The sequence below is a fragment of the Paraburkholderia sediminicola genome (assembly GCF_046030555.1).
Lineage (GTDB): Bacteria > Pseudomonadota > Gammaproteobacteria > Burkholderiales > Burkholderiaceae > Paraburkholderia > Paraburkholderia sediminicola_E.
This window is the reverse complement of record NZ_JAQQCH010000002.1, coordinates 63514-87313: the sequence shown is the minus strand read 5'-3', so window position 1 is coordinate 87313 and position 23800 is coordinate 63514. Positions and strand designations below refer to the sequence as shown.

The window sequence follows — 23800 nt, the reverse complement described above, 5'->3', positions numbered from 1 at the left end:
AGCCAGCGCGTTGCGACAGGCCTAAAGTCAGCCCAACCGGTCCATTGCCATCTTCGTAACGATGTCGAAGGCCTTCTGTGTCGCCCCGACGTCGGCCTTACCTTTGCCGTGGATGTCGAACGCTGTGCCGTGCGCCGGCGTTGCGATGGGCACCGGCAAACCGCCGTGCACGGTTACCCCTCGCCAGAAACCCATCAGCTTCATCGCGATCTGGCCTTGATCGTGGTACATCGTGACGACACCGTCGAATGCTTTCTGGTCGCGCGCCCGCACGAAGATCGTGTCGGCGGGGAACGGCCCCTGGGCGTCGTAACCGCGCTTGCGGGCCACTTCAACCGCGGGCGCGATCACGTCGATTTCCTCGCGGCCGAACGCACCGTTGTCGCCGTTATGCGGATTGAAACCACATACCGCGATACGTGGGCTGGGATTGCCGGCGCGCTTCAACCCATCGTGGATCAGTTGCACCGCGCCCGCGATCCGCGCCTCCGAGAGTTTCCCGCTGACGTCCTTCAGCGCTATGTGGGAGGTGACGCGCGAGGTCCACAATTCGTCGAGCACATTGAACTCGCAGAAGCTGCCGGTATAGCCGAGTTGCTTCGCGAACCACTCCATTTCGTCACCCGTTTCCATACCGGCCATATGCAGCGACGTCTTGTTCACCGGCGCGAATAGCATGCCCTGTGTCGTGTTCCTCTGCGTCAACGCAAGTGCCTGTTTGAACGCGTCCAGACTGTAGCGCCCACCGCGCTCGGTCGAGGTGGCGCGCTCATACGGTGCGTCTCCAGCGAGGCGGAAATCGATCAGCGAAGGCACACCCGGCTGCTTGAACGCCGCGTCCGCGTTCTCGACCACCCGGTACTCGAAGCGCTGACCCGCGATCTCCATTCCGGCTTCCAGTTCGCGCCGGTCGCCGATGATCAGCAGTTCGCCGCGTGCGCGATTCTCAGCTTTCGCAAGCAAACGTGCGATCAGTTCGGGACCGATGCCGGCGGGATCGCCGAGCAGGACTGCAATGCGTGGGTTCATGGTGTTCATCCAGTGAGGCGTCTTATTCGATGATATTGAAGTCGTCGAGATGCTTGTCGCTCAACGTGATGCCGAGGCCCGGCGTCTCGTCCGACAGTTGCAGGAAGCCGTTCTCAGGACGCGGCTCGCCTTCGAAGATGTAGTAGAACAATTCGTTGCCGACTTCGACGTCGAATACCGGAAAAAATTCGGACATCGGACTCGCGGTGCTCGACATGGTCAGATGATAGTTGTGCATCTGCCCCGCGTGTGGAATCACCGGCACCGACCACGCTTCGGCCATCGCGTTGATCTTGCGGGCCGTCGTAATACCGCCGACACGGTTCGTATCGTACTGGATCACGTCGAGCGCGCGACGTTCGAGCAGATCCTTGAAGCCGTAGCTCGTGAACTCGTGTTCACCGCCTGACACGGGCATGAGGTTCATCTTCTTCAGTTCCTGATATCCCTCGACGTCGTCGCCGATCACCGGTTCTTCGATCCAGCGCGGATTGAATTCGGCGAGACGCGGCAGCATCCGTCGCGCGTATTCGAGGGTCCAGCCCATATAACATTCGAGCATGATATCGACCTCGTCGCCGACCAGTTCACGCAACAGACGCACCTGCTCGATATTTTTTGCCATGCCCTTTGGGCCGTCTTTGGGACCATAGCCGAAGCGCATTTTCATTGCCGTGAAACCTTCGTCCAGGTAACCCTTGGCCTCGCCGAGAAACGCGTCACGATCGTCGTTGTTGTAAAGCTTCGAGGCGTAGCACCAGATCTTCTCTTTCGTACGGCCGCCAAGCAACTTGAACACGGGCTTCTTCACGGCCTTGCCCATGATGTCCCACAACGCAATGTCTACTGCGGAGATCGCGGCCATGCCGATGCCTTTGCGACCCCATGCGAGCGTGCGGCGATACATTTTCTGCCAGATGTATTCGTTGTCGAACGGGTCTTCGCCGATCGCGATCGGCGCGAGATAGTCGTCGATGATCTGCTTGGCGACGCGTGGCGCCAGCGCGCAGTTGCCGATGCCGACTGTGCCATCGTCGCATTCTATTTCCACCACTAACCACCCGTGGAAACGGAACGAGCCCATCGCATCGCCGCGCTCATAGAGAATGTCCACCGCGTTCGTGCAGAAATGCGCTTGCGGCGGTACGACCTTGCCTTTCCATTCAAAGACGCGCGTGCGGATGTGCTTGATTTTCATGATCGAGGGTGTCTCCCGTGTCGTTCGATACCCTGTAGTGTGCGAAACTATGCAATAACTGACCATTGAATAAATCGAATCAGCTGATTCCCTGGAGTTATCGCTCACATGATCGCGCCCGCCGCCGCCATTCGCAAACGTCTGCGTCTGCGCCACCTGCAGCTCATGGTCGCGCTCTCGGAGACCGAGTCATTACGGCGCGCCGCCGACGACCTGGCCATGACCCAGCCCGCCGCGACCAAAGCACTGCAGGAACTGGAGGATACGATCGGCGTTTCGCTGTTCGTTCGGCACGCGCGTGGCATGGAGCCGACCGTTTTCGGCGAGGCCGTCATGCGTTATGCGCGCGTGGTGTTCGAAGATCTCGACGAGTTGCGCGAGGAACTGGCGGGCATCGAGGCCGGCGACATCGGCAAGGTGCGTATCGGGGCGGTGATGGCGCCGTCGCCCGATCTGCTGACGCGTACCATCGTGACGTTGAAAGAGGCCCATCCACGCCTGCAGATGACAGTGACGATCGACACCAGCGACGTGCTCGTGCAGGCCTTGCAGCAGGATCAGCTGGATATCGTGATCGGACGGATTCCGGACGGCTTTCCGGCACTTGATCTCAGCTTCGAGACCTTGTCGGAAGAGGCCTTGTCGATTGTTGTGCGCCCCGACCATCCGGTTGCGCACGCAACGGTCCGGCCGAAGCTGGCGGAGCTCGCGCGGTATCCGTGGATCGTTCAGCCGCATCCAAGCCCGATGCGGCAGGTCATCGACCAGACCTTTCGCGAGTCACGTGTCGCGGCGCCGGTCAGCACGGTTGAAACGTCGTCGATTCTGACCACGTTGTCGTTGTTGCGCGACTCGGACATGCTCGCCGTGCTGCCCGATTCGGTGGCGCAGTACTACGTCGAGCTCAAAGCGATCGCCGCGGTGTCCACGCCACTGCGTGGACGGCTCGCGCCGTACGGGTTGATCCTGCGAAAGAATCGCCGCATCACGCCCGCCACTCAACTCGTGATCGACTCGATCCGCGCGGCAGCGTGAGCCGTGCTGACGTAGCCGTGCTTCGACGATTCGCACCGGCCGCGTAACCGGATGCCGTGATTCGTGACCGGGTGGCGTGTGATTCAATGGCCTGGACGATCGGCCAACGTCAGATCATTGCTGTTTGCCGCGTCAGCGGGTGAGCGTGCCGCATCGAGCGGGATGTCCGGCCGCATGAAGAACGTCGCGACAATGCCGAGCGCGAGCAGCGCCAGCGAACCGGCAAACGGCAACGTCCAGCTACCGGTGCGGTCCACGATGAGGCCGAATACGATCGGCGTGAAAATACCGGCCACCGCCGATCCCGCGTTCACCAGCCCACTCGCCACGCCGACGTGTTTCGGCGTGATGTCCATCGGCACGGCCCAAATGGGCCCAATCGTCATTTCGAGGAAGAAGAACGAAAGGCTCATGCATGCCGCCATGACCGGCAATGACTTCACGACCATCACTGGCGCCAGGAATACAAGCGCGCCGAGAAACGCACAGATGATCACGTTGCGCCGTGCCGCAACAACGTTGTGGGTCCGCTTGAGCACGCGATCGCTTATCACGCCGCCCGCTGTATTGCCGACTACACCGGAAAGAAACACGCCAGCCGAAAACATCGCGGAGCTCTTCAGGTCGAGACCCCGGCCGTGCATGAAGAAGGTCGGCAGCCAGGTGAAGAAGAGCCAGCCAGTCCAGCCATAGCAGAAATAGACAAGCATGGTCGGCCCGATGCGCTTGAGCAGCCGTCGCCACGGTGTCGGCTCGCGCGTCTTCTCGATGACCACCTTGCCGGCCGGCGGCAATTCGGCCTCTTCTTGCGCTGTCATATGACGATGCTTGCGTGGGTTGTCGGTGAAATACCATGCGTAGACCACCACCCACACCGCCGTCAACGCACCGACGACCAGGAACGACGCACGCCACGACGAGAACGCCACGAGCAAAGCGACAAACGGTGGCGTAATCGCATTGCCGAGACGGGAGAACGAATGCGTGAGGCCTTGCACGAAGCCACGCTTGCTGGACGGAAACCAGTTGGTCAATGCCCGGGCCTGCGCCGGTAAAGCCGCGCCCTCGCCGACGCCGAGCAACATCCGTGCGCAGAAGAGCGACACGATACCGCCCGCGAGACCAGTCGCGACCGTAGCGACGATCCAGATCGTCGCGCAGGTGATCAGCGTGAACTTCGCGCCGAAACGGTCGCTGACCCAGCCGCCAATGACCTGACAGATTGCATACGTGTAGGCAAACGCGGCGAATACGAGGCCGACGTTGGTATTGGTGAGATGCAGATCATCACGAATCAGACCCGCGGCGGCAGAGAGGTTGACGCGGTCGAGATACATGATGAACGACATCGCGCACATGATCGCGAGAATCGCTCGACTGACTTTCGGTCGATGGAACATTGTCTCCTCCGGATTTCCGCTTCGCTGCCCCGTGTGACTCAGGGTGCGGGCAGCCTCGTACGCGGTGCTATGTTTTGTGGACACATTATGTGAAAGCCGGCGATATATGACTAATGAATTGTTTCGATACAGCGATCACCTCAGGTTATCGCTGCAAATGCGCCTGCCTGGCCGCTCCAGCCACCACGCGGAGCTACCGACAGCATTTCACGCACGGCGCAAACTATTTAACTGACGGGCCGGTGGGATGCCGTCCTGAGGAAGGCCGGCGGTTGATATAATTTTCCAGGCGCACATGACCGGGCACGCTCGCCATCAGCCAATATTTCGCCCGTCATACGCCAATCTGACTGGAAGATTCGATGTCCCAACAAATTGCCAACACGAGTCGACCGCCCACCCTTACCGGGCTTTTCCTTATATTCAGCCGTATCGGACTCACCAGCTTCGGTGGCGGCCTGAGCGGCTGGCTGCTGCGAGAATTCGTCCAGGATCGCGACTGGATCAGTGAAGAAGACTTTTTGAACGGCCTCGCCATTTCGCAGGCGCTGCCGGGCATCAACGTCAAGAACATGGCAATCTGGATCGGCCACCGTCTGCTCGGCTGGCGCGGCGCGTTGCTGGCGGTCACCGGCATCATCGTTCCGCCCGCCATTCTGATTATCATTCTCGGCACGGTTTTCGAGCGTCTGCTGCACTTCCCGATCGCTCACGTCCTGCTTGCGGGCGCGGCGGCAGCGGCCACTGGCCTGTCGCTGTCGATGGGCGTGACGACCGCACTCCGGGTGCCACGCAGATTCATCCCTCTGCTCTTCCTCGCGGGTACCTTCGTCGCGGTCGGCATACTGCGCCTGCCGCTGGTGTGGGTCGTAATCGGCGCGGGCGGTCTGAGCGTGCTTGTCGAATACATCAAATTACGTAAAGCCTAGCCATGTCGAATCGCGTTCTTCTGCAGCTAACGGCAGTTTTCGCGCCCCTGTCATTGGTCACGATAGGCGGTGGCCAGGCCATCATCGCCGATATCCAACGGCAGGTTGTCGACGTGCATGGATGGATGACGCATGCCCAGTTCGGTGTCGACTTTGCCATCTCGCGCATGGCGCCCGGCCCAGGCTCGCTCCTGGCGACCTTGATCGGCTGGCAGATTGCCGGGTTCTGGGGCGCTGTCGTGGCCACGCTGGCATTGCTCCTGCCGACTGGCATCCTGATCTACGGCGTGACCCACGTCTGGACACGCTATCAGGGCGCGGCGTGGCAACTGGCGCTCGAACGTGGGCTACGGCCGGTTGCCTCCGGCATGATCCTCGCCGCGGGTTGGGTCTTGCTGAAGTCGCTCGACGGCGGGCTTCCGGCCAAAGCGATTGCTCTCGTTTCAGTCGCGACGCTGCTCAGCACGCGAATCAATCCGCTGCTTCTATTGCTGTGCGGCGCATTGCTGCTGCTCGGTATGTCTGAGCTCAGTGCCAACCTGCCGTCCATGCTTCAGGTGCACACAGCGAGCTAGGCGCTAGCTTCCATTATGGCGTCTGCAGCGTGCCGTCCTTCAAGCGCGTTTGTGTCCACGTCGTCACGGTGTTTTCGCACGGATATTTCGCGGCCTCGGCTTCGTCAATGTCGACGCCAAGCCCAGGTTTGTCGTTGGCATAAACGTGCCCGTTCCTGAACGCGGGCAAACCTGGGAAAACCTCCAGCAACGCCTCTCGCGGCCCTTTGAGTTCCTGGATCACGAAGTTAGGCGGCTCGGTCCCCGACCATTCCTGCACGCCAAAATTGCGTGCGGCGAGATCGATATGGATGTTCGCCGCATGCGCCAACGGCGACATGTCGCCCGGACCGTGCCATGCGGTCCTCACCCCGAATTGCTCGGCAAATATCTGCAGCTTGCGTCCTGCCGTAATGCCACCGATCTGGCTGAGATGCACGCGGATGAAATCGATCAGATGCTCGGTAATCAGAAACCGCCATTCGTACGGGTTATTGAAAAGCTCGCCCTGCGCCAACGGCGTGGTCGTTTTGGCACGTAATTGGCGCATCCATTCGCCTTCCTCGAGCGCGATCGCGTCTTCGAGAAAGAACAGTTCGTACTGCTCCAGTTCGCACGCGAAGCGAATCGCTTCGACCGGTTTCAGACGTTCGTGCACGTCATGGCACAACTCGACGTCAAAACCGACTTTGCTGCGAATGCCATCGAACAGCTTGAGCGTTTCCCGCATGTACTTCCTGCTGTCGAGATAGACGCCGTCCGCAGCACCTTGAGGCGCGCTCGCGGGCGCCTTGCCGAAGCCGCCTCCACCATAGCCGCCACTTTGGCAGCGAATATGCGTGATGCCCTGCTCGCGATACTTCTGGATGTTCTCGCACAACTCGTTCAGGTCGCGACCATCCGCATGGCGATAGATCGGCACGCCTTCGCGGCACTTGCCGCCGAACAACTGATAGAGCGGCATGTTCGCCATCTTGCCCTTGATGTCCCACAGCGCCATATCCACACCGGAAATCGCGTTGTTCTCGATCGCGCCATTGCGCCAGTACGCGTTCTGATGCATCAGTTGCCACAGTTCCTCGATCGCCTCGGCGTCGCGGCCGATCAGCAACGGCCGTAGATATTCCTCGATGAGGCACTTCACCGTCACGTGCCGGTAGGCGAACGTCGCGCATCCGAGACCCACCAGGCCGGGCTGGTTGGTTTCGATCTTCACGACGGTCAGGTTGATGCCTTCCGGCGCGGTCAGAATGACCTTTACATCGGTAATCAGGGTTGCCATGTTCTATCTGCCAAAATCGGATCAATGAATCTGACGCGCGTTGCCTGGTTATTCATCAGAACGTGATCTGCACTTTCATCTGCGCGCTGCGATCCGCCGCGAGATCGGTTGCTTCACGCGTACGACGCCGAAGCCGCCATGCAGGTAATAGTGCAGGTCGGACCCGCAAATTCCGCCAGCGCCGATGCGAACCAGCACCTGATTCTCCCCGATGTCCGCCACGTCGACGGCCTCGATCCGCAAATCTTTTTCTGCGTGCAAAACGCAGGCGCGCGCTTCCATAAACGACTCCTGTTTCAATATTTGCGTTGACCCCAAAGATCACGCCACTTCAAGCGAATCATTCGGGCAACACGATCCGTTCGATCTTGCCGACGATAAAACCATAAGACAGCGCACCGATGAGCGCCAGGGACCCGATGAATACCAGCGCCGATTCAAAGTGCCCGTCCTTGACCAGCATGCCGATCACGATCGGCACGGCGATGGCCGAGAGATTGCCCATGAAGTTGAACATTCCGCCGGTAAGGCCAATCAGGCTCTTCGGCGCGAGCGCTGAGACAAATGCCCAGGTGATCGACGCCATGCCGTTGCCGAAGAAAGCCAGTGACATGAACAGAATGACGACGGCCTGGTCCTGAACATAGTTGGCTCCCACGATCGATGTTGCGAGCACCAACCCGGAAATGACCGGCACCTTGCGCGCAAAGCCAACCGAGAACCCACGTCCAAGCAGAAAGTCCGACAGAAAACCTGAGCAGAGAATGCCGACATAAGCCGCGAGGAACGGCACCGATGCCATGAATCCCATCTTGATGGTGGTCATCCCGCGATACTTGACGAGGTAGGTCGGGAACCAGGTGAGGAAGAACCACAGGATCGACGACAGGCAAAATTGCCCGATGAACACGCCCCAGATATTGCGGTTCTTCAGCACATGTTTGAAATCGGCCCAGCCGCCTTTTCGGGTGTCGCTCTGCTCGCCGGCATCGACCAGACCGCCGCCCTCCCGGATGTAATCGAGTTCGGCTTCGTCGGCCTTGCTGTCCTTCGGATCGCGGTAAAAAATGAACCACACCATGCTATACACGACACCTGCGGCGCCCGTGAAGAGCAGCATGCCGCGCCAGCCGAATGTCGCCTGAATATAGACGAGCAGCGGCATGAAAAACGCGATGCCGACAAACTGCCCCGAGGTGTAGAACGCAATCGCCGTGGCGCGCTCGCGCTCGGGAAACCACGTGGTGACGACGCGGTTATTGGTTGGATACGAAGGCGCTTCGAACGCGCCGAGCAGCACGCGCAAACCGAACAGGGCCGAGAAGCCGTTCACGGCCGCCTGCAGGCAGGTCGCCACCGACCATCCGCACAGCAGGATCGCATACAGGAAGCGCGGTTTCACACGGTCGACGAGCATGCCGCCCGGAATCTGCAGAATCGCGTACGACCAGCCGAACGCCGAGAAAATCAGCCCGAGCTGCACAGGGTTCAGATTCAGGTCGCGTCCGAGCAGGGGAGCCGCCAGTGAAAGATTGCTGCGGTCCATGTAGTTGACGGCGATGCCGAGGAACAGCAGGAAACCGACAACGAAACGTTTTTTCGTGGCTTTGCCCGCAACCGCTGAACGCGTCGGCTCGGTGCTTAAGCTAGAGGTACCCTGGAATTTCATCAGCAGTCCCTTTGATTGGGTCGCCTGCCGTACGGGCAGGCGGCTGCCAGTCCTGCTCGGATTAAAGCGCCGGGAACGCAGGACTGGTACGTGCAGTTCATTAAGCGTTACGTGCGATGCAACGACAATGAAGCGTCACGTTTGGCGTGCTCGTCTGCATTCGCGGGCACGGTCATCATCAGGATCACCGAGAGCAGCAAACCGGCCGCCATGAAAATGTACGAAGCCGCCGGACTGCCGGTCGCGCCGTTCAGATAGCCCACTACCCACGATCCGAGGAATGCGCCCAGCGCACCACATGCGTTGATAAGGCCGATCGCGCCGCCCAGCACGTTGCCCGGAATCAGTTCCGGCACCAGCGCGAAGAACGGGCCATACGGCGCGTACATCGTGGCGCCCGCAATGACCAGCAAAACGAACGAGATCCAGAAGTGCGAGCCGCCGACCAGATAGGAAGCGACGAACGCGATGGTTCCGACGAGCAACAGCGGCCACACGAACAGCTTGCGATTGCGCGTTTTGTCCGACAGCCACGACGCGAGCAGCATCAGGATAATCGCCGCGAGATAGGGCACAGCCGCGAGCCAGCCGACCGAGACGATATCGATCGTCGAGGCGGCTTTGAGGATCGACGGCAGCCACATGATGAAGCCGTACACGCCAATACTCCACAGTGCGTGAATCGCGCAGAACTTGATCACGATCGACGAACGGAACGCCGCCTTGTAATTGCGTACCGGCGCGATATGGGCTTGCTCGGCCGTCAGGCGGGCTTCGAGTTCGGTTTTTTCTGCGTCGCTCATCCAGGGCGCGTCGGCCGGGCGGTCCTTCACCGTGAACCACCAGACCACCGCCCATGCGATTGCCGGCATGCCTTCGAGGATAAACATCTCGCGCCAGCCGAAGCTGCGAACCAGATAACCGGACACCACCGACATCCACAGCACAGTCACCGGATTGCCGAGAATCAGAAAGGTATTGGCCCGCGAGCGTTCGCTACGCGTGAACCATCGGCTGATGTACATCAGCATCGACGGCATCACCGCGGCCTCTACCACGCCGAGCACGAAGCGCAGCACCATCAGCATCGGAATATTGCTGACCATGCCGGTCGCCGCCGCACACAGTCCCCACAGAATCAGGCTGAAAAAGATCAGCTTCTTCACGCTATTGCGTTGTGCGTAGATCGCGCCGGGCACCTGAAACAGGCAGTAACCCAGAAAGAACAGCGAGCCGATCAGCGACGACGTACCGTGCGAGATGCCAAGGTCCCTATCGATTCCGGCTGCGGCAGCGAAGCCGTAGTTCGCGCGGTCGAGATAGGCAAGGCTATACGTGATGAAGATGATGGGCATCAGATACCACCATCTTTGAGTTGCTACGGGTTTGACGCTTTCCATGATGTCTCCGGATCGGTACGGCGCACGAACTATCTGGCGCGATGGTTTTTTGTTTTGCTCTATCCGCGCGAATCTACGTTTAAAGAACGGCCAGCCAGCCACCGTCGACGTAGATGATCTGGCCGTTCACGTAGCTCGATGCCGGCGAAGCCAGATACACCGCCGTGCCGACGAGTTCTTCCGGTTTGCCCCAGCGTTGCGAAGGATTGCTGCTTTTGACCCACGCGTCGAAAGCCGCGTTTTCGATCAGCGGCTTGTTCATGTCAGTCAGGATGTAGCCCGGCCCGATCGCGTTCGCCTGAATGTTCGAGGCCGCCCACTCGGCACTCATGGCGCGGGTCAGCATCTTGATGCCGCCCTTCGCCGCCGTATACGCACCGACTGTCGCGCGCCCGGCTTCGCTCGTGAGCGAGCCGATATTGATGATCTTGCCGCCCGTGCCACGCGCGATCATGCGACGTGCAGCCTGCTTCGCAACGATGAAAGCGCTCGTCAGATTGGTATCGATCACGCGTTGCCAGTCGCTCAGTTCGAGCTCGACGAGTGGCTTGCGAAACTGGATGCCGGCGTTGTTGATCACGATGTCGACCTGCACGCCGTCCTTGTCCCACTGCGCGAACGCTTCGGCGACGGCGCTTTCGTCGGTCACGTCGAAGGCGCGGCCTTGCGCATTAAAACCCTTGTCGTTGAGCCGGGCGACTGCTTCTGCGACCGTATCGGCGCGCGTGCCGTTCAGAATGACGTTCGCACCGGCAGCGGCCAGTCCCTCGGCAAGCGCGAAGCCGATGCCGCGCGCCGAGCCGGTAACAAGCGCCGTGCGGCCGCTCAGATCGAATAACTGTGTCATGCGTTTTTCCTCTCGATGTTCAGAAACGAGGCGCGAGTGCGCCCCTCGCGATCGTCATGACGGTCGCGATGAAATGGGTTACGGAGATCACAAAGAAGGTTGGTCGTTGGCGGTTCGGTTCAGCAGAGCGCGATCCTCGAAGTCCTGCTCAGCGCGCTTGATGAGCGTGAGCACCGCCTCCTCAGCCGCCTCGGGATCGCCCTTCTCGATCGCGACGCACAGTGCCTCGTGCATCGGCAGCGAACGGGCCGGCCCTCCGGCGATTTCAGAACTGAGTTCGAAACTGGTGCGCAGGATCGCCGACAACGCGTTCTGCATCTGCTGGACGAACTGGTTGTGGCAGGCGACAAGAATGGCGCCGTGAAATGCGAGGTCGGCGGGAACGTACTCGCCGTGGCCGGCGACCGCGCGCTCCATTGCCTTGAAAGCCCGCCGGACCGCCATGCGGTCTTCGTCAGTCGCACGTTTCGCGGCAAGCCTGGCTGCGTTCGGCTCGATGATCATGCGCAGCTCCATCAGATCTTCGATGAGGCCAGGCTCGACGGCGCCCGCACGCGCGCGCCACATGATCACGTCCGGGTCGAACAACTGCCATTGCGCGCGCGGCAGCACCACCGTGCCATAGCGGCGGCGTACCTGCAGCATGCCCTTCGCGGAGAGCGACTTCATCGTCTCGCGGATGGTGATGCGGCTCACCTGCATCTGCTCGGCCAGAACCGGCTCGGCGGGAAGAATGTCGCCGGGCATGAATTTGCCTGAACAAATCTGCTCGCCCATCTGATTCAGAACCTGCCTGTGCAACGTCGCCACGATTTGCTCTCTATGTCATACGTATGATGTAGAAAGATAAACGTGAGAAAACCCCGTGACAATTCGGGTTGACCCGGAGTGTCGGTCGGAAGGGGTTGCCAGCTCAGACCTTCGCGAGGTGCGTCTCGGCGATCGCGTGGACGTCGATGCGGCGCGGCAGGATAGCGTCGCGATCCGCGCTATCGGCGACTTTCTGGAGTGCGGCGATATCCGCCTCGGTCACGAAGTGCTGTTTCAACGACGCGCGCTGCGTGATCTGTTTGGCGGCTTCGAGCGGCGAGCGCGTCAATGTCGAGTAAACCTGCGCGTAAGCGTCTGGGTTCGCAAGCGCCCAATCACCTGCGCGTTGAAACCGGAGCAGAACGTCTGCGATGGCTGCGCGTTTGCGCGCATCCGCAAGCGCGGCGCCCGACGCAGTGATGAAGCCGAGACCACTATTGATGCCCGACCCGTCGCGCAAAATGCGTGCGCCACGTTGGACAGCGATGCCGTAGTAGGGATCGAACGTCGCCCATACTTCGATCGAGCCGGACGCGAATGCAGCAAATGCGTCGACGGGCAGAATGAAACGGACCTTGATGTCGTCCTTCGAGAGCCCGGCTTCGGCGAGCGCACCATACAACTGGAATTGCGAAATGCTGCCGCGCGCCGACGACACGAACACGGTGCACCCCTTCAGACCCGCGACCGTGCGAATCCGCGAATCGCGTGCCACCAGAATGCCGAGTTGCGCGCCCGAGCCCACACGCGTCGCGACGATCTTCAAGGTCGGATCGCCGACAGCCGCCGCGAGCACCGGCAAGTCACCCGCCGGGGCAAGATCGACGGCGCCTGCGCGTTGCGCCTCGAAGAGTGGCGCCGCCCCCTGGAAGTTGGCCCAGCGAAATGCGTATGGCGTGCCGTCGAGCACCTTCGCCGCTTCGGCGAGCGCCCGTGTACCACCGGCCTGATCGCCGAGCACGAGCGTTACCGATGCCAGATCGGCAGCCTGCACGTTGCGTGAATGAAATGCGCCGGTTGCGGCAAGTGCCGGCACTGCACTGAGCAGTTTCAGCGTTCGTCGCCGCGTTGAAAAAGATGTAGAAACAGAAACAGCCATATGCCCTCGCTTGCACTATTTCTGCAAGCGTAGCGATCAGGATGCGTCATGAGAATGATTCAATTCCGATATCTATATCGCGACCGGGCAGCTATCTTCTTCACCCAGGCGCGAGCCCGCCACTTACGACTTTTCGAATATGCCGCGATAGCCGCTGTACATCGACAGAACGATCAGCGCGCTGACTAACGGCATCACCACCAATCCGCGCACGAGCAACGGCGCCAAGCTAGCCAGCAATACATTGCCGGCGGCCACGATTGCGTACACGGACGCAACCCGCCAGTTGCGCACGACGGCACGCAAACTTGCCGTCATCGCGTTCAGCGGTGAGACGTTGTTCAGAACCACCAGCGTCGGCGCAAACCATACCAGCGAAGCCGCGACCGCATAGGCCAGCATATCGAGCACAGGCTCCAGTGCATTGCCCGTGCCGTTGCGCGTACCGTAGACGATCGTCAGATCATGCAGACCGTTCGGCGTAACAGATGCCTTCATGGAGACGTGGAACGCCGCGAACGAAATCAGCTGGCCCGCACAGGCAACAGCGGCGCCGCACAGCCCGATCGTGATCAACGCATTGCGATGCACATTGACGGCCTCGATCGTTTCGCGAATCGACCATGGGCGCGCATTGCTCGAACGCTCCTGCATCAGGACCAAACCGGCGACGAGGATCGGCCCGACGAGCACGGCCAGCACGCGCAACGGCGGCGCCAGTTCGAATAGCGTCACGAAATCGGCGCAACCGAGAATGGCCACGAGCCACAGCACCGGATTCGCACGAGCGATACGAAACCCGTCCGCGAACCAGCCGGCAACGCTTTGCACGCTGACCACGCGACTATCTGGATAGCGCAGCCCGGAAGCATGTTGCGGGTCTGCCTGGACTGCCGTACCGCCTGAATAATGCATGTTCATGACCGCTTCCTTTTCGTCGAACGAGGATAGAGACGTCAGTCAACCTGCGCCGTACCTCAGGCGGATTGCCCTTCGTCGAGTCGAGCCGTAATAAGATCAAGTTGCCGCTGAACGTAGCGGACCAAGGCGCGCCATGTGATGCGCGTCAACCACAAACACAGCCATAAGCCGACGATGCCTGCCACCAGCATCGCGATTCCGTAAATCATCGCGCCGATGCCCGAGCCATGCGACCCGACCATCACGACGCCATCTGAACCGTCCTTGATCGAGATGTGGTCGCGGTCGAACACGACCGAATCCGACCCGCTGTGGATCGCCAGACTCTTACCGCTGCCGTCCGCGCCTTGCACGAAGGACACATGGTCGCCGTGGTTCCTGATGTCCCATGCCATCGACTTCGCACCGGTTCCGATACGCGCGACCGCTACGTGATCCCCTTCGTCGTCCTTGAGATCGAGCGCAACGATGTCGGCGGATGCGATAGACCATGTGCCGTCCGGCTCGACTGTGAACAGATCACGCGCGCCGCCAACGGAATTGATCTTGAGTTTGCCGTCGTCATTCTTCACGTCGATCGGACCGGCACGCGTCACGATGGAAATCCGTGTGGCTGCATCCGGGCGTAGCAGGAAACGGTCGCCAACCACTTTGAATACCTTCATATTCGCTGTTGCCAGCCGCGCGTCGCCCTGCGCGGAAGAGTCATCCGCGTCGTCATCGTCACCGTCGTCATCGTCTTTCGAGGCTTTGTCGTTGCCTTTGCCACTCGCCTGCTGATCCGTTATCCCGTCACTGCTCTCGAAGCTGAACGGCAATGACTGGAACGACGGCCACCCGAACAGGTGATGACTGCCGAGCGCGATCACCGTCACCAGCCCGGCAACCGTCAACGCACCGGAAACCGCGTAGCCGATCGTCAAAATCAGCAGATAGATCATGAACGGGATCAGCAACAGCAATTGCAACAAGCCGAGCCCCGCAATCGACGCGACCACCCGCATGAGATTGCCGAACGACCGCCGCGTTTCCCACTGGCGGAATGTCGCCTGCGCCTTCAGTTCGCGTGCGAGCTTGACCGGGTCGCCGAGCGCTGCGACCACCTCTGCCTCGCTGCGGCCCGCTGCGAGCGCGTCGCCGAAGTACTCACGATAGTCGGCAACAATTTCGTCGACCACCTGCTTCGGCAAACTCCGCAGTTCGTGGCGCAATTGCTGGATGAATGCGTCCTGCGTCATTGCTTTTCCCCTGTTCCTGAGGGCGTGCCGGACAAGGCCAGCACACCGTTGACTTCATCGACAAAACTGCGCCATTCGCTTTGCATTTCCGCTAGGCTGCTGCGGCCTGCCGCAGTCAGCGAGTAATACTTGCGCGGTGGCCCCGAACTGGATTCCACGAAATACGTCGACACCCATGCCTCGGCCTGCAGCCGGCGCATCAGCGGGTAAATCGTGCCCTCGCTGATCTCCATGGTTTCGGATAGCGTCGAGACGAGCTCGTAGGCGTAGCTGTCGCCGCCGGCGAGGACAGCTAACACGCACATGTCGAGGGTTCCCTTCTTCAGCTGCGTTTTCATTCAATTCCATTACATTAGCGTGCATGGCACGGTACCTTGCTATGCACTGAAGCGGAGCACACTGACCCGCCAGATGACGAACGAACTCTAGCACTCGGTATTGTTTAATGCAAGGTACTGTTTTATACACAGGACAAGCAATCTGACCAGAGCGCCGTGAAAAAACCCCACGCGCCGGCCCGTCCGGCCGGTCTTCCAGCGAGGCTGGACGGGCTGTCAACCGCACGAAGCCGCTCACCAGACAGGCCGTCCGACCATTCGCCGCGTTAATACAAAGGATTAGAAAACAGACTTTTACTTATTGTTTTTGGCCTCCGATAAAGGCACCAGACCATGCGCGCAATGGTCGCGTTCATCCGCTGAAATCACGCCACCCAATATTTACGCCGCTAACGATCGGTATTAGAACAATGAAATTGACGGACACTGACACGCTAACGAACACTATGCGCACTACAGCAAGCGAGAACCAGGGAGTCTTCTGAAATGCAATCCACGCCAACACCCGATCGAATGAGCGATAAGCCGGCGCCGCTCGACGCCGAACAGCAGGTACGCGAGGAACTGGCGGCGCTCTACCGGCTGGCCGCTCACTTCCGTATGACCGACATGATCGACACGCACATCACGGCACGCCTGCCCGGTGCGCCGGGCGAGCCGCCGGCATTTCTGATCAACCGCTATGGCGTGCTGTTTCACGAAATGCGCGCATCGGATCTTGTGAAGATCGATCATCTCGGCAACGTCGTCGACGAGCGTGCACACAGCGAGCCGGCACTGTTTCGTGTGAACGCTGCGGGGTTCACGATTCATTCAGCCATCCACGCGGCACGCGACGATCTGCATTTCGTGATCCATACGCATACTGCCGCCGGAACAGCGGTATCGGCCCAGGAGCAGGGGCTGCTGCCGATCAGTCAGCATGCGTTGAAGTTCTACGGGAAGCTCGCGTATCACGATTACGAAGGCATCGCGCTCGAACTCAGCGAGCGCGAGCGTCTGGTGCGCGATCTCGGTCCCTGCAAGGCGATGATCCTGCGCAATCACGGGCTGCTTGCGGCAGGCGCCACGGCAGCCGAAGCGTTCCACGAAATCTATTTCCTCGAGCGGGCCTGTCAGGCGCAAATCCAGGCGCTGGCCGGCGGCAGCGCGCTGCGCATCCCGCCGCGAGAAGTGTGTGAGTTGACCGCGAGTCAGTTCGCGCGCGAAGACTCCGCGGAAATTTCGGAGTTGGCATGGCACGCGGCGTTACGGTTGATCGACGACCCGCAATCCGACTACCGCAGCTAGGCCCGTTTCTTCGATTCGATGCAATGACCAAACTCGTTCTGATGAGCCGTGACTACGACATGTCACATCTGGTGCAGCCGATTCTGCGCGCCGCCCCTGATCTCGATGTCGTGATGCACGGCGAGCACTCCGCCGCCGATGCCGAAATCGCCGTGTGCTGGAATCCGCCCGCCGGCGCATTGGCTGCGCTGCCCAAACTGCGGCTCGTGCACAGCATCGCCGCGGGCGTCGACAATATCCTGTCTGACCCTGCCCTGCCCGCCGTGCCGCTGTGCCGCGTCGTCGATCCGCAACACGCACGCGGAATGGGTGAATTCGTTACGTGGGGGGTGCTGCACTTTCATCGTCAACTCGATCGCGTGCTCGCCAATCAGCGTCTCGACCGCTGGTTCCGCCACGAACAGCGTGACGCTTCCGAATGCGCCGTCGGCATCATGGGACTAGGAGAAATCGGCAGCCGCGTCGCCACGGATTTGCAGCGCTTCGGCTTCGCGGTGCGCGGATGGGCACGCAAGCCTCGTGAACTGCCGGGCGTGACAACCTTTTCCGGTCCCCATGAGTTCAAGCCTTTCCTCCAGGGGACGGACATCCTCGTGTGTCTCCTGCCGCTCACGCACGAAACCCGCTGGATTCTCAACGCGAACACGTTCGAACACTTGCGGCCGGGCGCGAAACTGATCCACGTCGGCCGGGGCGAGCATCTGGTGCCCGCGGACCTGATCGCCGCGCTGACGAGCGGGCAGATCGGCGGGGCGATCGTCGACGTGTTTCCGACCGAACCGTTACCCCGCGAAGATCACTTATGGCGGGCCCCGAATCTGATTGTGACGCCTCATATGGCGTCAGTGGCAAGCTCGGAAACGATCGGCACGCAGGTGGCGCACAACGCACGCAGGCTGATCCGCGGCGAACCGCTGCAGAACGTGGTCGACGTCACGCGTGGCTATTGAGTATGGCTATTGCGCGCCGCGCTGACGGTCGGCACCTTCCGCCTGGCCGTCGATGAACGCATTCAGCGCATCGATAAACGCGGTTTCAGCAGCGCTCAGCTTGCGGTCCAGTGACCACAGCATATAAATATCGAGGTCGGCTACACCTTCATCCGGCGGGAGCCGCTGAAGGCGGCCTTGAGCGATGTCATCGCGCACGACGTGTTCCGGCAGGCAACCAATACCGAAGCCTGCGAAGATGAAACGCCTCACCTCGGTCATGCTCGACGAAGAGCCGACCACGCGCCCGGTGAACCCCATCTCGTCACGAAAAAAGGTGAGTGGCGACATGTGGTCGCCGACTTTGTCGCCGGTGAAGGAGACAAACTTCTCGCCGGCCAGATCGGCGACCCGAAGATCGCTGCGCCCAAAGAGCGGGTGATGACGTCCGCAGAAAAGTGCATACCGTTGACGCAGAAACACGCGGCTGTCGACCCGTTTAGGCAATGCGCGCCGCGGCGTTAGTCCGAGCGTTGCGGACTTTTGCTGGAGGCTGTTCACCACGTCGGCACTGCGCATTGCCTGGCTTTCGAGTTCGATACGCGGATACGTGCGATGGAACTCCGCGAGAAACGTGTCGTAAGCCGGAAAATCGATTCCGCTGACGGTGCTCACGCGCACCATGCCGGAGATATCGTGACCGCGATCCACCTCGGCAAGCGACAGACGCGAGATCATGCCGTACACGTCTTCAGCAATCTGCTTCACTTCGATACCGGCCTGCGTGACCTCGATGCGCGGACCGTGGCGATCCACGAGGCGCAGCCCCAACTGTTCCTCCAGCCGGCGCAAGGCCTGGCTCACCGCGGGCTGCGTCAGATGCAGCTTCGTCGCCGCGCGACTCACGCTGCCTTCTTTCGCAATGGCGAGAAAAGTACGCAGCAGGTTCCAGTCAAGGCGGTCGTTCAGATAGGTGTCCGGGCGGTCTTTGCTCACGACAGGTCTCACTTTTTTCATCATCCGAAAAAATTATACTGAGGATCGGGACTAGAAATGAGACTTATAGTTTTTGACTAGAGCGAGCATTAGCCATTCTGATAGTGAAGATTAAAAATGCGAATTTTGCGGGCGTATTTCGGCGACCGATAAAGACAGGAGTCAAGCCAACGCTGCTCGTCCATCAACAGGATTCCCATGTCCCATTCTGAACAGACTCATCAGCCCGTGCGCGCCGCCACCGCGGCTTTTATCGGTACGGCCGTCGAGTTTTACGACTACTACACCTATGCGACCGCCGCCGCGCTCGTTCTCGGCGAGGTGTTCTTCCCGAGCAGCAATCACTTTCTGAGTACGATGGCTTCGTTCGGTACGTTCTTTGTCGGCTTCATTGCACGCCCATTGAGCGGCGCGGTATTCGGACATCTCGGCGACAAGCTGGGCCGCAAGAAGATGCTGCTGCTGACCATGTTCCTGATGGGGATCGCCACCACCGGCATCGGCCTGCTGCCCGGTTACGCCAGCATCGGCATCTGGGCGCCCATCTCGCTCGTGCTGTTGCGCATTCTCCAGGGCATAGCCGTGGGCGGCGAATGGGGCGGCGCGGTTCTGATGGCGAGCGAGCACGCTCCAACTGGCCGCAAAACGCTCTTCGCCTCGTTTCCGCAGATGGGCAGCCCGGCCGGGTTGATTCTTTCGCTCGTGTCGTTCCGGCTCGTCACCTCGCTCGATCACGAAAGCTTCGTTGCCTGGGGCTGGCGCCTGCCGTTTCTGGCCAGCTTCGTACTGCTCCTGATCGGCATGGCGATCCGCCTCGGCGTCAAAGAGTCACCCGAATTCGAGCAGCTTCGCAAGAATCGCGAGGTGCTGAAGTCGCCCGTCAAGGAAGTGCTGAGCACCGCGTGGTATCCGATTGTCATGGCGGCGATGGCGACGACGATCGGCTCTGCCGGGTTCTTCTTCACCAACACGTTCATGATTTCGTATGTCACCGGTTATCTCGGCATGTCGAAATCGTTCATTCTCGATTGCCTGTTTATCGTGACCCTCATCCAGTTGGCGTCCCAGCCGATTTCGGCGCTGTTGGCGCAGCGTGTTGGAGAGACCCGCTTTCTGACCTGCGCCGCCCTGCTGTCCATGCTCACGCCCTACCCGATGTTCCTGCTAGTCCAGACACATAACCCGGTCGCGATCGTGGCGGGCATCTCGCTCGCGGTGGTGGTCCTGTCCGCCATCTATGCAGTCATCGCCGGTTTCATGACGCCGGCATTTCCGACGCAGGTCCGGTACTCCGGCATTTCGATTGCTTACCAACTGTGCGCGACGATCGCCGGCGGGACGACACCCTTGATCGGCACGATGCTCGCGCAGAACTACAAGGGCGAGTGGTTGCCACTGGCGATTTTCTTCAGCGTGCTTTCAGCTGTGTCGCTGGTTGGAATCGTGGGGCTCGGACGTTATCGCAAAGGGATACGTTCGGAGGGGTCTGTTGCGATGGTTGCTAATTAAGGCTGGCTGACAAGGGGCGATCGGGGAAAATCATGTCGGCTGGCCATTGCTGCGATGCGAATAGACGCGAACCGACGGAATACGCGCGCTGGTGAAACGCGCACGGGGATGCTCGAAGTGACATAATTGCCGCGTCGTTGCTTTGCAACGCAACCACTACTTTCAAGCCGCAAAACCAGGAGATACACATGAGCAAGGGATATTGGGTGACCGCATACCGCGCGACGAAGGACCCGTCAAAGCTCGCCGCGTATGCGCAACTGGCAGCGCCTGCGGTGGCGGCCGCTAACGGCAAATTCATCGTGCGCGGCGTCGCCGACGAAGCACATGAGCAAGGTTTGAAGGAGCGGACGGTCGTGATCGAGTTTCCGACCTACGAGCAGGCCGTTGCCGCCTATGAGAGCGACGCCTACAAGAAAGCGCTTGAAGCGCTGGGCGACGGTGTCGAGCGCGATCTGCGTATCGTTCGCGGCGTCGAGTAACGATGCGTGCCGCTCAGCCGGCCGCAGCGGCCTGCACGAGCGCGCCGACGCCGTCGACAGCTTTCATCAGCTCTACAGGCGCGCCATGTCGCGCCTGTAGATAGCTCGTTGCGTTATACGAGAGCCACACCCGGCCATCGTCGTCCTGCCACACCAGCACCTTGAGCGGCAGATCGAGCGCCACAATCGGCACGGCTTGCATCAGCGGCGTTCCAGCCCGCGGATTACCGAACACGAGCAATTGTGACGGCTGCATTGCAAGCCCCGCACGCTGCGCATCTGCCGCGAAATCGATACGGGCGAACAAGACAATGTTTTTTGCTTCTATCAGCGACGCGAGTGTGTCGGCGGCTTGCTCGACCGTGTGTTGCGTGGGCACCGTGACGATGCCGTGATCGGCTGTGTGAGTGGACATGGCTTTCTCCAGAAATCACGAAGACAAAGCGAATATGAGCGATGGACTTCACCGATGGCCTTCCGCGTATCGTGAGACACGTTGGCGAGTCGCCTTCCGAGTTTAACGCCGGGCCGCAGGCCTTGATGATTGTTGACAATAAACAAACTGCCACGTATGTTCAAGGAAGCCGACGGCTCGTTATCTCATCCTTTGTTCTTATTCGCCGCTCATGACCACACCAACAACATCCAGCGCCATCGAACTGCTGCAGCGGCATTCTCTCGCGACACTCGTCCAGGAAACCCTCGAGCGCAGCATCGTCTCAGGGGAATTCGCCCCAGGGGAGAAGTTAAACGAAGTCGAAGTCTCTACGCGGTTGAATGTATCGCGCGGCCCACTGCGCGAGGCGTTCCGCGCATTGGAACAGGCAGGATTGCTGAAGACGGAGAAGAACCGCGGTGTCACGGTGCGCGCGCTGTCGCTACGCGAGGCCGAAGAGATCTATGAAGTCCGTGCGATGCTGGACGAATCGGTCGTCCGCGCACTCGCCAATCGGATGACACCCGAAACGCTTGCAACGCTCAAAGGCATCATCACATCGATGAAAGCCACGAAGAAAGATCACGATCTCACGCGCTATACGGCATTGAACGTCCAGTTGCACGATGCGATGGTGGCGGGCGTGGGTAACCAGCACCTGATCGCAACCTATCGGCATCTCGTCCGTCAGCTCGGCTTGCTCCGTCAGGCCGCGATCGAATCGGAAAAGAGCGCACTGGCGACGTCGGTCACGGAACACGAAAAAATCGTCAACGCGCTCGCGAAAGGCGATGCGGAGCTCGCCGTCACGCTTGTGCGCGAACACGTTGCCCATGGCCTCGCGAGAATGCGGCACGCCCATGAGCACTGGGTCGCATCGGCAACGAATACCGCTTAGCACTGAAGCAGGCTGGGCGGATGCGCACGCGCACCACGCCCAGCGCACTCGGCGCTGCGGACCCGCAGCCGTGTCCTACGCTTTATCCGACTTCCCCGCAGCATTGGCGAGCTTGCTCAGCAAGCGGTCGACCAGCCAGGGCTGGCGGTCTTCGTCTTCCGCGCGCTCCTTGCGCCGAATCGCGTCGCGCACGGTAATCGAGCCGACGAACCGGATCGGTTCTGGCGGGAAATAGCCCAACGGTCCGGTCGCCAACGGACTGCGCGTCCATTCGTTGTCGAGCTCGAGCAACAGCGAAGACAAAATCTGTCCGCCCATATAGGTCGGTCCAACACCATTACCGGAATAGCCAAATCCGTAGAGCACGTTCGGTGCGTCGTCGAGCCTGCCGAAAAACGGAAAGCCGGTAACCGACCGATCCGACGGACCGTTCCAGCTCGCCGTCACCGGCACGTGGCGCAACGCCGGGAAGAAATCGTGCAGGCTGCGCGTCAGATCGGCTTCATAGGGCGAGCGCTGATCGAACACCGGCGCGATCCGGCCGCGCCAGGCAAACGTATTGCCACCCTTGCCGAGCATCAGCCGGCCGTCCGCCGTGCTGCGATAGTAGTAAACGAAGATACGTGAATCGAGTACGGACACGCCGTCTTTCAAACCCATCTGATGCAGCAACTCCGGGCATTTCTCGGTGACGATCATGTCACTGGAGACAACGGCAAGCGTGCGTTCGAACTGCCGGAAGCGGCTCGCCATCCACGCATTGATCGCGAGCACCATTTTGGAAGCCGTCACGCTGCCAGCCGGCGTATGCACGGTCACGCATTCGCCGGAAGTGAAGTCGAGCATCGGCGTGCGTTCGTAAATACGAATACCCATTTCGATCGCGACGCGCCGCAAGCCGCGCACGAGCTTGCCCGGATGAACCGTTGCCGCGACCGGCGAATACACGCCGCCGAGATTGCGCGCCGAGCCGGAACGGCTCGCCACCTCGTCCGGCGAAAGATGTTGATACGAATTGATGCCATGCTCGCTCAGTGCGGCAATCACCGGATCGAGCAGTCCGACTTGGGCGCGCGAAGTCGCGGTGTAAAGCGTGCCGTCAAGCCGAAGCTCGGCATCCACATCGTGCTTGACACAGAAGTCGTGAATCCGCCCAACAGCAGCCTCGGACGCTTTCACCAAACGGATCGCTTCGGCCTCACCAAACAGGCGCCGCAGCGTGAAGAACTTGGTCGACCACGTCAACAGGCAGCCACCGTTGCGGCCACTTGCGCCCGCGCCGCACAAATCGCTCTCGATGATCACGATGTCGAGATCGGGCTTCTTCTGTTTCGCCTGGATGGCCGTCCATAAACCCGTGAAACCGCCGCCGACAATGCAAACATCAGCAGTGGTCGCGCCTTGCAGTGCGGGCGCCAGTGATCCATCGGCAAAGAGTGCTTGTTCAATCCAGAACGGACGCATGAATTGCTCGCATTGATACAACGGTTTAACGCCACGCGTCGAACAGA

The 23800-nt window shown here is 60.4% G+C and carries 24 protein-coding genes; 8 read left to right on the top strand and 16 right to left on the bottom strand.

Going from position 1 to position 23800, the window contains the following annotated elements; all coding sequences use genetic code 11:
* Positions 1–27: 27 nt before the first annotated feature.
* Both PQQ52_RS03605 and PQQ52_RS03600 read right to left on the bottom strand, forming a co-directional pair.
* Positions 28–1029, bottom strand: a complete 1002-nt coding sequence (locus PQQ52_RS03605; RefSeq protein WP_408206934.1) for a 4-hydroxythreonine-4-phosphate dehydrogenase PdxA — start codon at positions 1027–1029, stop codon at positions 28–30.
* Positions 1030–1051: 22 nt separating this feature from the next.
* A complete protein-coding gene (locus tag PQQ52_RS03600; protein ID WP_408206932.1) occupies positions 1052–2227 on the bottom strand; it encodes an L-rhamnonate dehydratase in 1176 nt (391 codons plus the stop codon).
* A gap of 108 nt (positions 2228–2335) precedes the next feature.
* Here PQQ52_RS03600 and PQQ52_RS03595 point away from each other — a divergent pair, with 108 nt between their 5' ends.
* Positions 2336–3262 carry a LysR family transcriptional regulator gene (locus tag PQQ52_RS03595; RefSeq protein WP_408206930.1) on the top strand — a complete coding sequence of 309 codons (927 nt, stop codon included), beginning with the start codon at positions 2336–2338 and terminating at the stop codon, positions 3260–3262.
* An 83-nt stretch (positions 3263–3345) separates the two neighbouring features.
* Here PQQ52_RS03595 and PQQ52_RS03590 read toward each other — a convergent pair whose 3' ends face one another.
* On the bottom strand, positions 3346–4662 hold the full coding sequence (locus PQQ52_RS03590) for an MFS transporter (RefSeq protein WP_408206928.1): 1317 nt from the start codon (positions 4660–4662) through the stop codon (positions 3346–3348).
* Between the two features lie 362 nt (positions 4663–5024).
* Here PQQ52_RS03590 and PQQ52_RS03585 point away from each other — a divergent pair, with 362 nt between their 5' ends.
* A complete protein-coding gene (locus tag PQQ52_RS03585; protein ID WP_408206926.1) occupies positions 5025–5591 on the top strand; it encodes a chromate transporter in 567 nt (188 codons plus the stop codon).
* Positions 5592–5593: 2 nt separating this feature from the next.
* Complete coding sequence (locus PQQ52_RS03580) at positions 5594–6166, top strand: chromate transporter (RefSeq protein ID WP_408206924.1); 573 nt, start codon at positions 5594–5596, stop codon at positions 6164–6166.
* Positions 6167–6179: 13 nt separating this feature from the next.
* Here the strand turns inward: PQQ52_RS03580 and PQQ52_RS03575 are convergent, their stop codons facing one another.
* The 10 genes from PQQ52_RS03575 to PQQ52_RS03530 form a co-directional block, all read right to left on the bottom strand.
* Complete coding sequence (locus PQQ52_RS03575) at positions 6180–7427, bottom strand: enolase C-terminal domain-like protein (protein ID WP_408206922.1); 1248 nt, start codon at positions 7425–7427, stop codon at positions 6180–6182.
* 75 nt (positions 7428–7502) lie between these two features.
* Positions 7503–7709, bottom strand: coding sequence for a hypothetical protein (locus PQQ52_RS03570; RefSeq protein WP_408206920.1), 207 nt, complete (start codon positions 7707–7709; stop codon positions 7503–7505).
* 58 nt (positions 7710–7767) lie between these two features.
* Positions 7768–9096 carry an MFS transporter gene (locus PQQ52_RS03565; protein WP_408206918.1) on the bottom strand — a complete coding sequence of 443 codons (1329 nt, stop codon included), beginning with the start codon at positions 9094–9096 and terminating at the stop codon, positions 7768–7770.
* Between the two features lie 107 nt (positions 9097–9203).
* Positions 9204–10496: an MFS transporter gene (locus tag PQQ52_RS03560; RefSeq protein WP_408206916.1), complete on the bottom strand. Its 1293-nt coding sequence runs from the start codon at positions 10494–10496 to the stop codon at positions 9204–9206.
* A 79-nt stretch (positions 10497–10575) separates the two neighbouring features.
* Positions 10576–11343 carry an SDR family oxidoreductase gene (locus PQQ52_RS03555; protein ID WP_408206915.1) on the bottom strand — a complete coding sequence of 256 codons (768 nt, stop codon included), beginning with the start codon at positions 11341–11343 and terminating at the stop codon, positions 10576–10578.
* Between the two features lie 87 nt (positions 11344–11430).
* Positions 11431–12153: a FadR/GntR family transcriptional regulator gene (locus PQQ52_RS03550; RefSeq protein ID WP_408206913.1), complete on the bottom strand. Its 723-nt coding sequence runs from the start codon at positions 12151–12153 to the stop codon at positions 11431–11433.
* A 103-nt stretch (positions 12154–12256) separates the two neighbouring features.
* Positions 12257–13252: an ABC transporter substrate-binding protein gene (locus PQQ52_RS03545; protein WP_408206911.1), complete on the bottom strand. Its 996-nt coding sequence runs from the start codon at positions 13250–13252 to the stop codon at positions 12257–12259.
* Positions 13253–13375: 123 nt separating this feature from the next.
* Positions 13376–14173: a BPSS1780 family membrane protein gene (locus PQQ52_RS03540; protein WP_408206909.1), complete on the bottom strand. Its 798-nt coding sequence runs from the start codon at positions 14171–14173 to the stop codon at positions 13376–13378.
* Between the two features lie 56 nt (positions 14174–14229).
* The gene (locus PQQ52_RS03535) at positions 14230–15411 is read right to left on the bottom strand and encodes a DUF1700 domain-containing protein (RefSeq protein WP_408206907.1); all 1182 of its coding nucleotides are present in this window, start codon (positions 15409–15411) and stop codon (positions 14230–14232) included.
* Entirely contained in the window at positions 15408–15749 is a 342-nt protein-coding gene (locus tag PQQ52_RS03530; protein ID WP_172313504.1) for a PadR family transcriptional regulator, read from the bottom strand. The genes PQQ52_RS03535 and PQQ52_RS03530 overlap by 4 nt, the downstream gene beginning before the upstream one ends.
* Before the next feature lie 513 nt (positions 15750–16262).
* Here PQQ52_RS03530 and PQQ52_RS03525 point away from each other — a divergent pair.
* Entirely contained in the window at positions 16263–17039 is a 777-nt protein-coding gene (locus PQQ52_RS03525) for a class II aldolase/adducin family protein (RefSeq protein ID WP_408207710.1), read from the top strand.
* A 23-nt stretch (positions 17040–17062) separates the two neighbouring features.
* Entirely contained in the window at positions 17063–17989 is a 927-nt protein-coding gene (locus PQQ52_RS03520; RefSeq protein ID WP_408206905.1) for a 2-hydroxyacid dehydrogenase, read from the top strand.
* Positions 17990–17995: 6 nt separating this feature from the next.
* On the opposite strand, the gene PQQ52_RS03515 is transcribed toward PQQ52_RS03520, so the two are convergent.
* Entirely contained in the window at positions 17996–18964 is a 969-nt protein-coding gene (locus PQQ52_RS03515; protein ID WP_408206903.1) for a LysR family transcriptional regulator, read from the bottom strand.
* Between the two features lie 198 nt (positions 18965–19162).
* Here PQQ52_RS03515 and PQQ52_RS03510 point away from each other — a divergent pair, with 198 nt between their 5' ends.
* Positions 19163–20473: an MFS transporter gene (locus tag PQQ52_RS03510; RefSeq protein WP_408206901.1), complete on the top strand. Its 1311-nt coding sequence runs from the start codon at positions 19163–19165 to the stop codon at positions 20471–20473.
* 188 nt (positions 20474–20661) lie between these two features.
* Entirely contained in the window at positions 20662–20955 is a 294-nt protein-coding gene (locus PQQ52_RS03505; RefSeq protein WP_408206899.1) for a DUF1330 domain-containing protein, read from the top strand.
* A 13-nt stretch (positions 20956–20968) separates the two neighbouring features.
* Here PQQ52_RS03505 and PQQ52_RS03500 read toward each other — a convergent pair whose 3' ends face one another.
* Positions 20969–21370, bottom strand: coding sequence for a DUF302 domain-containing protein (locus PQQ52_RS03500; RefSeq protein ID WP_408206895.1), 402 nt, complete (start codon positions 21368–21370; stop codon positions 20969–20971).
* A gap of 211 nt (positions 21371–21581) precedes the next feature.
* Here PQQ52_RS03500 and PQQ52_RS03495 point away from each other — a divergent pair, with 211 nt between their 5' ends.
* A complete protein-coding gene (locus PQQ52_RS03495; protein ID WP_408206893.1) occupies positions 21582–22289 on the top strand; it encodes a phosphonate utilization associated transcriptional regulator in 708 nt (235 codons plus the stop codon).
* Positions 22290–22364: 75 nt separating this feature from the next.
* On the opposite strand, the gene PQQ52_RS03490 is transcribed toward PQQ52_RS03495, so the two are convergent.
* Positions 22365–23753 (bottom strand): FAD-dependent oxidoreductase, encoded by a 1389-nt coding sequence (locus tag PQQ52_RS03490; protein ID WP_408206891.1) that lies wholly within the window; start codon positions 23751–23753, stop codon positions 22365–22367.
* Positions 23754–23800: the final 47 nt, after the last annotated feature.